Annotated in this window: 16 protein-coding genes; 10 read left to right on the forward strand and 6 right to left on the reverse strand. The window is 68.2% G+C overall.

The genetic code is table 11. From position 1 onward, the window contains the following. Nucleotides 1–17 precede the first annotated feature (17 nt). From ACFPPA_RS02045 to ACFPPA_RS02055, 3 genes are read right to left on the reverse strand one after another with little or no spacing between them, the layout of a single operon-like run. A complete protein-coding gene (locus tag ACFPPA_RS02045; RefSeq protein WP_377316792.1) occupies nt 18–425 on the reverse strand; it encodes a hypothetical protein in 408 nt (135 codons plus the stop codon). Then, nucleotides 422–892 (reverse strand): Mpo1 family 2-hydroxy fatty acid dioxygenase, encoded by a 471-nt coding sequence (locus tag ACFPPA_RS02050; RefSeq protein WP_377316794.1) that lies wholly within the window; start codon nt 890–892, stop codon nt 422–424. Before ACFPPA_RS02050 ends, ACFPPA_RS02045 begins: the two co-directional genes overlap by 4 nt. Before the next feature lie 20 nt (nt 893–912). Then, the gene (locus ACFPPA_RS02055; RefSeq protein ID WP_377316796.1) at nt 913–1,809 is read right to left on the reverse strand and encodes a phosphoribosylaminoimidazolesuccinocarboxamide synthase; all 897 of its coding nucleotides are present in this window, start codon (nt 1,807–1,809) and stop codon (nt 913–915) included. Between the two features lie 126 nt (nt 1,810–1,935). Between ACFPPA_RS02055 and ACFPPA_RS02060 the strand changes: the two genes are divergently transcribed. The 3 genes from ACFPPA_RS02060 (at nt 1,936) to rpe (ending at nt 3,854) form a co-directional block, all read left to right on the forward strand. After that, nucleotides 1,936–2,256, forward strand: a complete 321-nt coding sequence (locus tag ACFPPA_RS02060) for a c-type cytochrome (protein WP_377316798.1) — start codon at nt 1,936–1,938, stop codon at nt 2,254–2,256. Then, complete coding sequence (gene djlA / locus ACFPPA_RS02065; protein ID WP_377316800.1) at nt 2,253–3,059, forward strand: co-chaperone DjlA; 807 nt, start codon at nt 2,253–2,255, stop codon at nt 3,057–3,059. The genes ACFPPA_RS02060 and djlA overlap by 4 nt, the downstream gene beginning before the upstream one ends. Before the next feature lie 126 nt (nt 3,060–3,185). Beyond that, entirely contained in the window at nt 3,186–3,854 is a 669-nt protein-coding gene (gene rpe, locus ACFPPA_RS02070) for a ribulose-phosphate 3-epimerase (protein ID WP_377316802.1), read from the forward strand. A 245-nt stretch (nt 3,855–4,099) separates the two neighbouring features. Here rpe and ACFPPA_RS02075 read toward each other — a convergent pair whose 3' ends face one another. From ACFPPA_RS02075 to ACFPPA_RS02085, 3 genes are all read right to left on the reverse strand, one after another. Then, nucleotides 4,100–4,687: a class GN sortase gene (locus ACFPPA_RS02075; RefSeq protein ID WP_377316804.1), complete on the reverse strand. Its 588-nt coding sequence runs from the start codon at nt 4,685–4,687 to the stop codon at nt 4,100–4,102. Further along, nucleotides 4,684–6,642, reverse strand: coding sequence for a marine proteobacterial sortase target protein (locus tag ACFPPA_RS02080; RefSeq protein ID WP_377316806.1), 1,959 nt, complete (start codon nt 6,640–6,642; stop codon nt 4,684–4,686). Before ACFPPA_RS02080 ends, ACFPPA_RS02075 begins: the two co-directional genes overlap by 4 nt. A gap of 246 nt (nt 6,643–6,888) precedes the next feature. Continuing rightward, the gene (locus ACFPPA_RS02085; protein ID WP_377316808.1) at nt 6,889–7,020 is read right to left on the reverse strand and encodes a hypothetical protein; all 132 of its coding nucleotides are present in this window, start codon (nt 7,018–7,020) and stop codon (nt 6,889–6,891) included. A 303-nt stretch (nt 7,021–7,323) separates the two neighbouring features. Between ACFPPA_RS02085 and pdsR the strand changes: the two genes are divergently transcribed. The 7 genes from pdsR (at nt 7,324) to trpD (ending at nt 14,666) form a co-directional block, all read left to right on the forward strand. Continuing rightward, nucleotides 7,324–8,013 (forward strand): proteobacterial dedicated sortase system response regulator, encoded by a 690-nt coding sequence (gene pdsR / locus ACFPPA_RS02090; RefSeq protein WP_377316810.1) that lies wholly within the window; start codon nt 7,324–7,326, stop codon nt 8,011–8,013. Next, nucleotides 8,001–8,603, forward strand: coding sequence for a hypothetical protein (locus ACFPPA_RS02095; RefSeq protein WP_377316812.1), 603 nt, complete (start codon nt 8,001–8,003; stop codon nt 8,601–8,603). Before pdsR ends, ACFPPA_RS02095 begins: the two co-directional genes overlap by 13 nt. 30 nt (nt 8,604–8,633) lie before the next feature. Beyond that, complete coding sequence (locus tag ACFPPA_RS02100) at nt 8,634–10,649, forward strand: ATP-binding protein (protein ID WP_377316814.1); 2,016 nt, start codon at nt 8,634–8,636, stop codon at nt 10,647–10,649. Between the two features lie 173 nt (nt 10,650–10,822). After that, on the forward strand, nt 10,823–11,215 hold the full coding sequence (locus ACFPPA_RS02105) for a hypothetical protein (RefSeq protein WP_377316816.1): 393 nt from the start codon (nt 10,823–10,825) through the stop codon (nt 11,213–11,215). Nucleotides 11,216–11,400: 185 nt separating this feature from the next. Beyond that, nucleotides 11,401–12,876 (forward strand): anthranilate synthase component I, encoded by a 1,476-nt coding sequence (gene trpE / locus ACFPPA_RS02110; protein WP_377316818.1) that lies wholly within the window; start codon nt 11,401–11,403, stop codon nt 12,874–12,876. Nucleotides 12,877–13,014: 138 nt separating this feature from the next. Next, nucleotides 13,015–13,611 (forward strand): anthranilate synthase component II, encoded by a 597-nt coding sequence (locus ACFPPA_RS02115; protein ID WP_377316820.1) that lies wholly within the window; start codon nt 13,015–13,017, stop codon nt 13,609–13,611. Beyond that, nucleotides 13,608–14,666, forward strand: coding sequence for an anthranilate phosphoribosyltransferase (gene trpD / locus ACFPPA_RS02120; RefSeq protein WP_377316822.1), 1,059 nt, complete (start codon nt 13,608–13,610; stop codon nt 14,664–14,666). Before ACFPPA_RS02115 ends, trpD begins: the two co-directional genes overlap by 4 nt. The last annotated feature ends 43 nt before the right edge of the window (nt 14,667–14,709 follow it).

Below are 14,709 nucleotides of genomic sequence, written 5' to 3' on the forward strand. Positions count from 1 at the left end.
CGTCGTCTCGTGCGGCTTCACACCAGGCTGGTGGCCACGCCGAAGCCGATCGCCATGATCATGGCGATCGCCATGCAGGCACTGCCGGGGCGAATGCGCCGGGCATCGATGCGCGGCACCAGCCGCCACAGCAGCACGGTGCCGATCAACATGTCCAGCACCAGCACGACGCGCAACAGGCCCGAGCTCAGCAGTGCCGTGTACGGGGGATGCAGGTGGCCTTCGTAGGCGGCTACGCCGACGACCAGCAGCATGCCGATCATGCTCCACAGCAGGCAGGCGAAGTAGATGCGGTTGAACACCACCGCACAACGTTCGGTCCAGCGCAGCACCGACCAGCCGATCAGGGCAAACACCAGCGCCGCCATGCTGCTGTAGAGCACCCACCAGAGCAGGCTGCTGATCACGGTAAGCAGGGTGGTCATGTGACTTGCTTGAATCCCAGTCCGCGCAACAGCTTGGCCATCAGCCAGGCCGGGCCGATCAGCAGGTACGACAGGTCGGTGAGAAAGCTGGGGCGCCGCCCCTCGAACTTGTGGCCGATGAACTGGCCGATCCAGGCGACCACGAACACGCCGACGGCCAGGTAGCAGAGCGAAGCCGCGCCGAGCCGGTAATACAGCAGGTTGGTGAGCAGGCCGAGCAGGGCGAACGCGATCAGCAGCGCGATCGCCAGCCGGTGCGAGCGCTTCCAGTACCAGTAGAACGCCAGCACCATCACCGCCACCGCCCATGAGCCGGGGCGCAGCAGCGAGGCCGGCACCGGGATCGCCCACAGCAGCGCGATCACCGACCACACGATCGGGGGTACGCAAAACCAGTGGAACACCCGATTGACCGGATTCCGGTGGTCCTCGCTGTAACTGTCGAGCCAGCTCTGCATGTCGCGCATCTGCCTTTCCCCCGTCGGATTCAGCTGAGTCGGATACCGGCCAGGCGCTGCAGCGCCTCGGCATATTTGGCGGCGGTGCGGGCGATCACCTCGTCGGGAATCACCGGGCCGGGCGCGGTCTTGTTCCAGTCCTGCGTCTCCAGCCAGTCGCGCACGAACTGCTTGTCGTAGCTGGGCGGGCTGATCCCCACGCGGTATTCGTCGGCGGGCCAGAAGCGCGAGGAATCCGGCGTCAGCATCTCGTCCATCACGTACAGCGTGCCGCCGGCATCGGTGCCGAACTCGAATTTGGTGTCGGCGATGATGATGCCACGCTCCGCCGCATAGGCGGCCGCCCAGCGATAGATCGCCAGGGTTGCGTCGCGCACCTGGCCGGCCAGCTCGGCGCCGATCGCGTCGACCACCGCGTCGTAGCTGACGTTCTCGTCGTGGTCGCCCACCGCGGCCTTGGTCGACGGCGTGAAGATCGGTTCCGGCAACTGTTGCGCCTGCTGCAGGCCGGGCGGCAACACGATGCCGCACAGCGAACCGCTGGCCTGGTAATCCTTCCAGCCCGAACCGATCAGGTAGCCACGGGCGATCGCCTCCACCGGCACCGGCTTCAGCCGGCGCGTCACCACCGCGCGCTTCTCGTACAGCGCCAGATCGGTGCCGGGCGGCAACACCTCGGCCAGCGGCACGTCGAGCAGGTGGTTCGGCAGCAGGTGCGCGGTCTTGTGGAACCAGAAATTGGAGATCTGGGTGAGCATCTCGCCCTTGCCCGGGATCGGGTTGGGCAACACCACATCGAACGCCGACAACCGGTCCGTGGCGACCATCAGCAAGCGATCGTCGGACAACGCGTAGACATCGCGCACTTTGCCGCGATGGATCAGCTCCAGACCGGGCAGGTTCGATTGCAGCAGGGTGGTGGGCACGTTCGGCACTTCCGCGGGCGAGTAAGCGACCCATTCTAGCCGCTGCGGCGCGCTTGCCGAAGATGTCGCATGGGCGATCCCGGGCGGACTGCTAGAATTGGCGACCTTTAGCCCCATCTGTTGCCGATGCGTATCCTACTGACCGCGGCGTTTTGCCTGGCCGCAGCCCTCCCCAGCCATGCCCAGACGGCACCATCGGCACCGCCCACCCGGCTGGGCCTGTGCGCGGCCTGCCATGGGCCGAGTGGCCACGCCAGCATGCCCGGCGTGCCGAACCTGGCGGGCCAGAAGCTGGATTACCTGCGCCATGCGCTCAGGCAATACCGCGATGGCCGCCGCGACGTGCCCGTCATGCGTACCGCGATCGGCCCGCTCAGCGAGGCCGAACTCGACGCGCTGGCCCGCTGGTACAGCATGCAGTCGCCGCAGCCGCAGGATCATTCATGAGCTTCACCTACACGATGTGGTTCGCGTTCTTCGGCCTGCTCATGGGGCGCCTGCCCGGGGCCCTGGTCGGCGCGGTGATCGGCTTCATCTTCGACAACCTGCGCTATGGCCAGCGCAAGCGGGCCATTCCCGAGGCAGGCGGTTTCGTCGGCCCGCTGTTCACCCTGCTCGGTGCGGTGGCGAAGGCCGATGGCCGCGTGTCCGAGGCCGAGATCGCGATCGCCGAGCGCCTGATGACCCGGATGAAGCTGGACACCGAGCTGCGCAAGCAGGCGGTGGTCAGCTTCAATGTCGGCAAGCAGCCGGAGTTCGACGTCACCCAGACCATCACGGCGTTGCGCAAATGGGTCGGCATGCGCCGCGATCATGCATTTCCGGTACTCGACGTGGTGATCGAGACGGTGCTGGCCGAGGGCAATCCGGGGCCGGAGAAGATGTCGATCCTGCGCCAGCTGGCGTTCGCGTTGCGGGTCAGCGACATGGAGTTGATGGCGCTGATGGCGATGAAGGGCTACGCGTGGAACGCAGGCGGTGGTCAGCGCCAGTATGGCCACGGCCAGGGCAGCAGCGGTTATGTACCGCCGCAGCGTTCGGCACAGGGGCCGGATCCGTACGCGGTGCTGGGGATCGACCGCCAGGCCGACGACCGCGCCATCAAGCGCGCCTACCGCAAGCTGATTTCCGAGCACCATCCCGATCGCCTCGGCGACCTGCCCGAGGACATGCGCAAGCGTGCCGAGTCGCGCGCCAGCGAGATCAATGCCGCCTATGACCGCATCAAGGAAGCGCGAGGATTCAAATAATCGTAGATTGAGTCCCCCAGGTACTCCCATACGTGCAGGAGCGCACCCAGTGCGCGATGCCTTTTGCCCGGGTGTTGCGTCAAGAGCGTTCGCGCACAGACACCATCCGTACAGCCAGGTGCCACCATGCCCAAGCAAGCTCCGATGATCGCCCCGTCCATCCTCGCCGCCGATTTCGCGCGGCTGGGCGAAGACACCGCCGCCGCGCTGGCGGCCGGTGCCGACTGGGTACATTTCGACGTGATGGACAACCATTACGTGCCGAACCTCACGATCGGCCCGATGGTGCTGCAATCGCTGCGCAAGTTCGGCATCAGCGCGCCGATCGACGTGCATCTGATGGTCAAGCCGGTCGACCGGATCGTGCCGGATTTCGCCCGGGCCGGTGCCAGCCTGATCAGCTTCCATCCGGAAGCGAGCGAACACATCGATCGCACGCTGGGGCTGATCCGCGAATCCGGCTGCCAGGCGGGGCTGGTGTTCAACCCGGCCACGCCGCTGGATCATCTCGATTACGTGATGGACAAGCTCGACCTGATCCTGATCATGTCGGTGAACCCCGGGTTCGGCGGCCAGAAATTCATCCCCGGCACGCTGGACAAGTTGCGCCAGGCGCGTCAGCGGATCGATGCCAGCGGTCGCACGATCCGGCTGGAAGTGGATGGCGGCGTCACCGCGGAGAATATCGGGGCGATCGCCGCGGCCGGTGCGGACACCTTCGTGGCCGGCTCGGCGATCTTCCACGCCAAGGACTACCGTGCCGAGATCGACGCCATGCGCAAGGCGATCGGCTGAAGACTCCCGCCGCGGGTGCTCTCCGGCGACACACCTTCAGCGCATAAAAATCCCGGCGCAGTGAACGGCTGCGCCGGGATGAACGTCATCGGTTGACGCAAGAGGGAACACCATGGATTGGGGCTGCCGATACGGCGACTGCAGAGGGAGGGTCAGCCGCCGTACCGGCACGTTCCACGGCAAGAGGAACGCCACCAATCGATATGGTTGACCGGGCCGATCCGGTTTGGTTCCCGCGGGATGGATCATCCGCTGGAGCGGGGATTCAGCCGGCGTGCCTGGACGACATAACGCAGCGGCCCGCCCGGGACAATCGCCCCGAACGGATAGCAGGTGACCAGCCACAGGCCGTCCATGCTGTCGGCGGCGGGCACGCGGACATGCCGGCTGTCGATGACGCGGCTGCCCTCCACCCGGTAGTCGCTGCCGCCGCCCCGGCCCTCCAGATGCAGCAGATCGCCCGGATGCAGCGCCTGCAGGAAGTGGAACTGGGTATCGCGATGGGCACTGATGATGCTGAGCCCGGGCGTGCCTGGTGGCGCGCTCGCGCGCATCCAGCCGGGGCCGAATGCCAGTGCCTGGCCGTTGTCGCCGTCGAGCACGATCAGATCCCGCTGCAGCCGGGGCACGCTGAGCCGCGCGATCGGCGCGATGTCGGCCCACGGCCACGGCCGCTGCGTTACGCGGCCGTGATCCGATCGTGCCCAGGCCCGCGCCATCAGCACCTGCGCCAGCGCCGCCTTGGCATGGATCCAGATGCCGTCGAGGCCCAGCCCGGCGGCCAGCATCAGCGCGCCGAACATCAACCAGCGCCACGCCTGCCGCCGTTTCATCGACATACCCTCTTTTGCATCCACCAGCCCAGCGCGGCCAGCAGCAGGGCCAGCAGAGCCAGCCACAGTTCCAGTTCGGCCGGGGTGGCGGTCTGCGCGAAGTGGGTGCCGGCCGGCATCACGTTGGGAATCTGCTCGTGCCTGAGCGCGGCATCGGCGCTGCGCGAAGGCGTGCGGTCCACCGCGACCAGGCTGGTATAGCGGCTGACCAGATGCGCGGCCAGCGCGGTCCGGGTGATCTGCTCGGTCAGGGCGGGCAATTCGCCACCGCGGGCCAGCTGGTCCTCCAGGTCGGCGATGCGCGATTGCGCCCACAGCCGGTCCAGTCCTTCGGCGGCGGTCGGGCTCGACAGGTCCACCGGCGCGGTCCAGGCGCGATCGGCCAGACTGCCGTGGACCTGCACCTGCGCGGTCGATTGGGGCAGTTTCGCGGTGACCAGCAGCGGCTCGCCCAGGTACAGATCCGGCAACTGCCGCGGGTAGGCGTCGGTGCCGGCGGGCCAGTCGACCTTGATGTCGCGCAGTGCCGGATGGTCGAGCCTGGCCAGCAGGCCCTGCATCGACTCGGTGAGCGTGCCCAGATCCGTGATCAGGGTTTCGCTGCCGCGGCCGTGGCGGGCCGCCGCCTGCAGGAAGCCGGCATTCGGCGCGCTGCCGATGCCGATCGGGAACAGCCGCGAGTCACCTAGTTGCCGGTCGATCAGCTGCATCAGGCCGTTCGGATCGTCGACCGCGCCATCGGTGGCGAACAGCACCTGGCGCACATAGCCCGGCGGCGCGTGGCCGGCAAGCGCAAAGCGCAGCGCCGGCTCCATCTCGGTGCCGCCGCGGGCCTGCAACTGGTCGACCCAGGCGCGCGCCTGCTGCAAGGCCTCCGGCGTGGCGGCGACGGCGTCGCTGCGCCACGGGTTCAGGATCGAGTTGAATTCGGCCACGTTGAAGCGATCGCCCGGCTGCAGCTGGCTCAGCGCCAGATCCAGCGCGGCGCGCGCCTGTCGGATCGACTCGCCGCCCATCGAACCGGAGGTGTCGATGATCAGGATCAGCTCGCGCGGCAGCCGCTGCGCCTGCTGCTGCGGCGGCAACAACATCAGCATGGCGTAGTGCTGGCCGTCGATGTCCTGGCTGAAACTGGCCACGTTCGGCTGGGTCTGCGGCTTCGGCTGCCAGCGCAGCACGAAGTCGCGATCCGGCAGCACGCTGGCGTCGCGCAGGCGGACATCCCACCGCTTGCCGTGCCGCTCGCTGACGATCGCATGGCTGGGACTGCTGACCGCGACGAGCGGCACGCCGGCGTCCAGCCGCACCGCGATATGCGTGCGCAACGGCGCCCGCGCATCGTCGTCGGCAAACACCTGGGCGGTGGCGATGCCGGCATCGCCCGGCTGCGCGCCCTCGCGCATGTGATAGCGCGGGGTAAAGGTGAGCGGGAAGCGCAGCGAGAACCCGCCGGCGCGGTAGTCGACCCGCTGCCAGTAGTGCAGCACGATGGTCACCGTCTCGCCCGGCGCCACATTGGTGACCGCGGTGCGGAACAGGTTGCCGCTGTCTGCCTCGATCAGGGCGGCCTTCTGGCCGTTGGCGCGGGCCTGCTCGAACACTTTCTGCGCCGCCTCCTTGCGCTTGATCTCGGCCACGATGTGGCGCTCGCCGATGTCCAGCGCCATCGCATACACCGCCGCACCGGTGGGCAGCGGCAGCAGGTAGTCGCCTTCCAGCCAGTCCTTGCCGGTATTGCGGAACTGCTGGCGCACCTGCACCTCGGCCACCAGGCCGCTGACGCGATAATCGACGTCGGTGTCCAGGCTGGCCAGGCTCTGTGCATGGCCGGCGCGGTCGTGCAGGCGCAGCTCGCCGCTGCCCGGTGTGCCGGCGTGTGCGGCGAGCCCCAGCAGCAGCCCGCCGAGTGCGAGCAGGTTGCGTAGCGCGGGAAACAATCGTCTTGATCGGTACATGGCCATCCCCTGGTGGAATACGGGTCTTTCGGCTTGCATTGCCGCATCGCCAGCGGCCCGGATGCGGTCGCATTTGCGTCGGGATGCGGCGCATTCGGGGCGAAACGCTGACCGCACGGGCGATCGCCGGCCTGACCGGCGCGGGCCGCCCGCGCGACAGGCAAAAAAATCCCCTCGCGAGGAGGGGAAAGTAACCACCATGTCGGAGGGAACGGGAGTGCGGCAGGGCCGCGGAATCGGTGGGTGCTACAGCGGGTGCCAGTCGGGATCGGGCTCGTCCTGGCCCAGGCCCGGCGCGATTCCCTTCGCGCCGGGCGTGCCAACGCCTTCCACGGCAAACGGCATGAATCGGATGGTTCGGAACGGAGTGGTCTGCATGGTGATCTCCTCAGTGGATGCCCAGCAGCAGGCCCAGCAGCAGGGCGCCCAGTGCCAGCGTGATGCGCAGCGGCTCGAAGCCGTGCAGCTCGGCATTCGGGTCGTGTTCGCTGGATTCAACTTTCATGGCCGGTCTCCCTGCGTGGTACGTGATTCACATGAAAGCGCCGTGTGCGGCGCCGTGTGCGGCGCAAAGCGGCCGGTTTGCCGCCGGCTTGTGGCAAAACGCGGGCAGTGGCGCCGGATGGCTTGCGCGCACGCGATCCGCATAGCACGCTGCGTCCACCACCAAGGGAGCACAGCATGGGCCGCAGCATTGCCATCGTCGAAGACGAGCCGTTGATCCGCGCCAACTACGTCGAGGCGCTGAACCGCTTCGGTTACGACGCGCGCGGTTACGGTTCGCGCCAGGAAGCGTCCAGTGCCTTCGCGATGCGCCTGCCGGAACTGGTGATCATCGACATCGGTCTCGGCGACGAGCCGGAGGGCGGCTTCGACCTGTGCCGCGAGTTGCGCGCGAAATCGTCGACCCTGCCGCTGATCTTCCTCACCGCGCGCGATTCGGATTTCGACGTGATCTCCGGCCTGCGCCTGGGCGCGGACGACTACCTCAGCAAGGACACCAGCCTGCACCAGCTGGCCGCCCGCATCGCCGCGCTGTTCCGCCGGATCGAGTCGCTGAAGGCGCCGGCCTCGAGCGAGACGGTAATCGAGCACGGGCCGCTGAAGCTGGAGTCCGAGCGCATGCGGATCAGCTGGAACGACGAGGAGGTGCCGCTCACCGTCACCGAGTTCTGGATGGTGCACACGCTGATCCGGTTTCCCGGCCACGTGAAGAACCGCGACCAGCTGATGCGCGAGGCGGAACTGGTGGTGGACGATGCCACGATCACCTCGCACATCAAGCGCATCCGCAAGAAGTTCATCGCGGTGGCGCCGGAGTTCGACGCGATCGAGACCGTGCACGGAGTCGGCTACCGATGGAAGCCATGATCCGGCAGCGGCTGCTGTTCGGCCTGCTGGCCGTGCTGATGACAGCGGGGTGGGTCGCGCCGGCACGGGCGGGTGCGCCGCCCGGCGACGTGCTGGCGCACGGTGCGCGCGATGGCGATGCGTCGGCATGGGCGATCGCGCTGCGGACCCCGGCCGGCTGGACCCGCGACTGCTGCACCTATGCGCGGGCGATCGGCGTCGACGCGGTGCTCTACCAGGGCGACTGGAGCGGCAAGCCGCAGCGGGTGATGGTGCTCAACGTGACCCCGCGCAAGTTGCCGACGCTGGCCGCCGAAGTGCAGGCCGACCACCAGCGCTACCTGCGACACGATCCGGCCGGCAAGGTGTCCGGCTTCGCGGTGCACCATCCGGGCATGCCGTGCCAGGCGAGCGTCTATCAGGGCAGCGACCACGTCGACGACGTGGTGGTGTTCTGCGATCCGGGCAAGGCCAGCGGCTTGCGCTTCAGCTGGTCGATGGCGTTCGACGCCGCCGATCCCTCCCGCCGCGCCCTGCTCGATGCGTTCATGCAGGTGGTGGTGGCATCACGCTACCTGCCCTATGTCGCCCCGCCCGCGCATGGTGGCTGAACTTCATCGTTCCACAGCTGGTGGTCGCGGATGACCCTGCGCCAGAAACTGCTGCTGGTCGCGCTGTGCACGCTGGCCCTGCCGATTGCCGGCTGGACGTATGTGCGGCAGATGGAAACCCTGCTGCGCGATGGCCAGGCGCAGGCGCTGCTGGCCTCGGCCGACGTGGTGGCGCGCAGCCTGGTGGTGACCGGCGCGGTATCGCCGGTCACCGGTCCGACCTGGTACGTGCAGCCGATGCCGGGACCGATCACGGTCGACGGTTACGGTGATGACTGGGCCCCGCTGACGCCGTGGAGCCAGCCGTTCGCCCGGCGTGGCAAGTTGCTGCTGGCCGAGGACGATGACTGGCTGTATCTGTACGCCGACGTGAGCGATATCCAGCGTACGCGCGCCGATGCCGACGATGCCAATGCGCTGGCCGCCGACCACCTGATCCTGACCCTGGAGAACGCCGCCGGCCGGCGGCGCTACCTGCTGGCCAGCGCGGCGCCGGGCGGACTGGTCGCCCGCCCGCTCGATCCGGCGGTCGACGGCCTGCCCGACCTGATCACCGCGCAATGGCAGGAGGACGGCAGCGGCTACCGGGTCGAGTTGCGCCTGCCGCGCGCGCTGTCGTTGCGCGCGCTGGGACTGGGTGCGTACGACGCCGCATACGGTGGTGACCGGATGGCGGCGGACACGCGCGCCCTGGTCGATTATTCCGACAAGCTTTCCGGCGAGCTGGCGCGGCTGGTGCCCGATCGGGTGCAGGCGCGCGTGCTGTCGTCGCAGGGCTGGCTGCTGGCGCGCAGTGGCCGTCTGAACAGTGCAGCCGGTGCCGACGGGCAGCCGGGCTGGTTCGCCTCGCTGGTCTATCGCTCGTTGCTGGCGACCCGGCTGGAGGACGCCAACCTGTGGTCGCAGGACGTGCCGCGACTGGACACGACCGAATTCGCCGAGGCGCGCGCCGGCCGCTCGGTCAGTGTCTGGCGCAGCGGCGAGGAGCGCGGCAGCGTGGTGCTGTCCGCCACGGTACCGATCAAACGCGCGGGCAGGGTCGATGGCGTGCTGTTGCTGGAGCAGGCCAGCCGCAGCGTGCCGCTGCTCGCCAATCGGGCGTTGTTCGGCCTGCTGCTGACCAGCCTGGGCGTGCTGCTGGCGGCCGGCGCCATCCTGCTGGTCTTCGCCACCCGGCTCAGCCTGCGGCTGGGCCGCCTGCGCAATGCGGCCGAGCGCGCGCAGCTCGGCGATGGCCGCCTGGACGGGCTGTTCGCCCAGGGCCGCTTCCCGATGACCGATGCGGCGGACGAGATCGGCGACCTGGCGCGCAGTTTCGAGCGGCTGTTCGAGGTGGTCGGTGGCTACACCGACTACCTGCGCACGCTGGCCTCGAAGCTGTCGCACGAACTCAACACGCCGCTGGCGATCGTGAAGTCCTCGCTGGACAACCTCGAGCATGCGGCCCTGCCGCCCGAGGCGCAGCCGTATCTCGCGCGTGCCCGCGATGGCGTGGCGCGGCTCGGTGCGTTGGTACGGGCGATGAGCGAGTCGAGCCGGATGGAACGCTCGATCACCGCAGCCGAGCCCGAGGACGTGGACCTGCGTGAGGTGGTGCGCGGCTGCGCGGACGCCTATCGCGCGCTGATCGGCAAGCGCCGGCTCGACTGTGTGCTGCCCGACGCGCCCTTGTCCCTGCATTGCGCGCCGGAGCTGATCGCGCAGGCGCTGGACAAGCTGCTCGACAACGCGCTGTCGTTCACCCCGGAGCAGGGCTGGCTGCGGCTGAGCCTGCGCGCCAGCGCCGACGGTGCCGAGATCGAGCTGGCCAACCAGGGTCCGCTGCTGCCCGAGGCGATGCAGGGCCGGCTGTTCGATTCGCTGGTCAGCCTGCGTGACAAGGCCACTCCCGGCGATGCACCGCATCTGGGCCTGGGTCTGTACGTGGTGCGACTGGTGGCCGAGCGCCACGGCGGGGTGGCGTCGGCGCGCAACCTCGACGACGGCAGCGGCGTGGCGTTCACGCTGCAATTGCGCGGCATGTCGCGTCTGCGCCTGGGGGGCTGAGCGCCGTCGTCGCACCGCCGCGGCTTCCCCCTGGCTCTGGCTGGCCGACACACCCGCTTGAACCGGCTCAAGATTTTTCGCTGCGGGCCGCTAGGTCACTACCGTGTTCACGTGCCGGAATGCCACCGATGAATTCATTCGATCTCAGCCGACAGCCCTATCGACGACCGCCGATGAGCCGCGCCACCGATCCCATGCGCATGAACTGGCTGTGGCGGTTGATCTGCGAAGTGGCCGACGTGCAGGCGGCCGAGATGGTCGAAGCGCTGCAGGACATGCAGGTGGCGGTAGACCAGCAACGGGTGCGCAGCTGGTCGGTGAGCGACCGGGACGACAGTTTCTTTCCGATGACGATCGCGGAAGTCGAACGCAACATGCGCGCGCTGGTGGCGTCGCGTATCGCCATGCGTGCCGATCGCGATGAGCTCGACGGGAACTCGGCCGGCGCGGCTCGGGGCGCCTTCGGGGCCGGCAACGGTACGCCGGACGACGAGCGCGAACCCCATGGCACGGCGCAAGGCGCAGACCGGGCGGTTGTCGCCGAAGAAGCGGTGGGCGACGCCTGATCCGTCGACCGGCCTGCGACAGCTCGCCGGGAATCCGCCGGGACGACCTGATTCGGCCGGATGGACGGGCAGGATCCGCCGTGTGCCTGCTGACCCGGGCGGTGCGCAGGCGGTGATGGCATGGGAAGACGCGCGCTTCCCCTACAATGGCCGCTTCCTCGTTTGGCCATCCGGATGTTCCCCACGTGATCTCCCGAGACGAATTCGACGCGCTGGTCGCCCAGGGGCATACGCGCATTCCGCTGGTGCGCGAGGTGTTCTCCGACCTCGACACGCCGCTGTCGGTGTACCTGAAGCTGGCCGACGGCCCGTACACGTTCCTGTTCGAATCGGTCGAGGGCGGTGCCACCTGGGGACGCTATTCGATCATCGGGCTGCCGGCGAAGCGGGTGTATCGCCTGCGCGGGCATGAGCTGGAGGTCGAGGATTCGGGCGAGGTCACCGAACGCCGTCACCTGGACGATCCGCTGGCCGAGATCGAGCAGCTGCGCCTGCAGTACGACGTGCCGCGGCTGCCGCAGCTGCCCGCCTTCAGCGGCGGCCTGGTCGGCTACTTCGGCTTCGAGACGATCGGCTACATCGAGCCGCGGCTGGCGCAGTGGGATCGCGCCGACGAGCTGGGCACACCCGACGTGCTGCTGATGCTGGCCGAGGAAGTGGCTGTGTTCGACAACCTCAAGGGCCGGCTGTACCTGATCGTGCACGCCGATCCGGCGCAGCCGCAGGCCTATGCGCAGGCGCAGCGCCGGCTCGACGCGCTGGTCTACCGGCTGCGCCAGGGCGGCGCCTCGTATCCGCAACTGACCCAGTCGATCGCGCTGGACGAGGGCGACTTCAAATCCTCATTCACCCGGGAAGCATTCGAGGCGATGGTCGAGAAGGCCAAGGAATACATCCGCGCCGGCGACATCTTCCAGGTGGTGCCGTCGCAACGGCTCAGCGTGGGCTTCAATGCGCGGCCGGTCGACGTGTACCGCGCGCTGCGCGCGCTGAACCCGTCGCCGTACATGTACTTCGTCGATCTCGGCGAGACCCAGATCGTGGGCTCCTCGCCGGAGATCCTGGCGCGGCTGAAGGACGGCAAGGTGGTGGTGCGGCCGCTGGCCGGAACGCGCCGGCGCGGCGCCACCGAGGAAGAGGACCGGGCGCTGGAGGCCGAGCTGCTGGCCGATCCGAAGGAGCGCGCCGAGCACGTGATGCTGATCGACCTGGGCCGCAACGACATCGGCCGGATCAGCGAAACCGGCACGGTCGAGGTGACCGACTCGTTCGCGATCGAGCGCTATTCGCACGTGATGCACATCGTGTCGCAGGTGCAGGGCACGGCGAAGCCGAACCTCAGCTACATGGACGTGCTGAAGGCCACGTTTCCCGCCGGCACGCTCAGCGGCGCGCCGAAGATCCGCGCGCTGGAAATCATCCAGGAACTGGAACCGTACAAGCGCAACATCTACGCCGGTGCGATCGGCTGGATCGGCTGGTGGGGCGATGCCGACACCGCGATCGCGATCCGCACCGCGGTGATCCAGGACGGTCGCCTGCACGTGCAGGCCGGCGCCGGCATCGTCTACGACTCCGATCCCGCGACGGAGTGGGAGGAGACGATGAACAAGGGCCGCGCGCTGTTCCGTGCGGTGGCGCAGGCTGCGAAAGGGCTGTAACCCCGGGCGCACCGGCGCCAAGTTCGCGGTGGTTGCCCGGCGCTGGCACGGGATCAGGCGTACCGGGCAGCCTGAAAGGGATGGCTATAATGCGCTATCGATTGGCGCGTGGCGCCATGATTTCGGCAAGGCCCGTCCATGCTCCTGATGATCGACAACTACGACAGCTTCACCTTCAACCTCGTGCAGTACCTGGGCGAGCTGGGCCAGCAGGTGAAGGTGGTGCGCAACGATGCGCTGGATCTGGCCGGCATCCGGGCGCTGCAGCCCACGCACATCATGATCTCGCCCGGACCGGGCACGCCGGATGATTCGGGCGTGTCGCTGGACGTGTTGCGCGAGCTGTCCGGCGAGATTCCGGTGTTCGGCGTGTGTCTCGGCCACCAGGCGATCGGCCAGGTGTTCGGCGGCAGGGTGATCCGGGCCAAGCAGATCATGCACGGCAAGACCTCGCCGGTGCGTCATCGCGGCCAGGGCGTATTCGCCGGCCTGCCCGATCCGTTCGAGGCGACGCGCTATCACTCGCTGGTGGTGGAGCAGTCGTCGTTGCCGGATTGCCTGGAAGTCACCGCGTGGACGGAAAATCCGGATGGCTCGATCGACGAGATCATGGGCCTGCGCCACCGCACGCTGCCGGTCGAGGGCGTGCAGTTTCACCCGGAGTCGATCCTGACCCAGCACGGGCATGACCTGCTGCGCAATTTCCTCGGGCTGCCGCTGCGGTTGGCGGCATGAACGGACGGGAGCGGATCACCACGATCACGCCGCAGGAGGCCTTGCAGCGCACGATCGAGCATCGCGAGATCTTCCATGACGAAATGATCTCGCTGATGCGCCAGATCATGCGCGGCGAGGTGAGTCCGCTGATGACCGCCGCGATCATGACCGGCCTGCGCGTGAAGAAGGAAACCGTGGGCGAGATCACCGGCGCGGCGCGGGTGATGCGCGAGCTGTCGGCCAAGGTCGAAGCCGCGCCGCATCCGCATTTCCTCGACATCGTGGGCACCGGCGGCGATGGTGCCTCGAGCTTCAATATCTCGACCGCCTCGATGTTCGTCGCGGCCGCGGCCGGTGCGCGGGTCGCCAAGCACGGCGGGCGCAGCGTGTCGTCGAAGTCCGGCAGTGCGGACGTGCTGGAGGCGCTCGGGGCGTCGATCGACCTGGCGCCGGCCCAGGTGGCCGAGTGCATGGTCGAGACCGGGATCGGTTTCATGTTCGCACCGAACCATCATCCGGCGATGAAGGTGGTGGCGCCGGTGCGCAGGGAAATGGGCGTGCGCACGCTGTTCAACATCCTCGGCCCGTTGACCAATCCGGCCGACGCGCCGAATATCCTGATGGGCGTGTTCCATCCCGATCTGGTCGGCATCCAGGTGCGAGCCCTGCAGGCACTGGGCGCACGGCATGCGCTGGTGGTGTGGGGGCGCGACGGCATGGACGAGATTTCGCTGGGCGCGGCGACCCTGGTCGGCGAGCTGCGCGATGGCGTGGTGCACGAATACGAAGTGGAGCCGGAGGATTTCGGTCTGGCGATGGCGTCCAGCCGCAATCTGCGGGTCGAGAACGTGGACGAGTCGAAGGCGATGCTGCTGGAGGCGCTGCAAGGGCGGGCCGGTGTGCCGCACGACATCGTCTGCCTGAATGCCGGAGCGGCGCTGTATGCGGCGGATGTTGCCGGATCGATCGGCGAGGGCATCGAACTGGCCCGCGGCACGATTGCCAGCGGCGCCGCGCATGCGAAAATGCAGGCCTTCGTGGCCGCCACCCGGCGGTTGACCAGCCCGATGTAGCGGTTCAGCGTGCGCTCGATTGCTGCCGATCGGTACGCCGCAC

Source organism: Rhodanobacter ginsengisoli, assembly GCF_042657065.1.
GTDB lineage: Bacteria > Pseudomonadota > Gammaproteobacteria > Xanthomonadales > Rhodanobacteraceae > Rhodanobacter > Rhodanobacter ginsengisoli.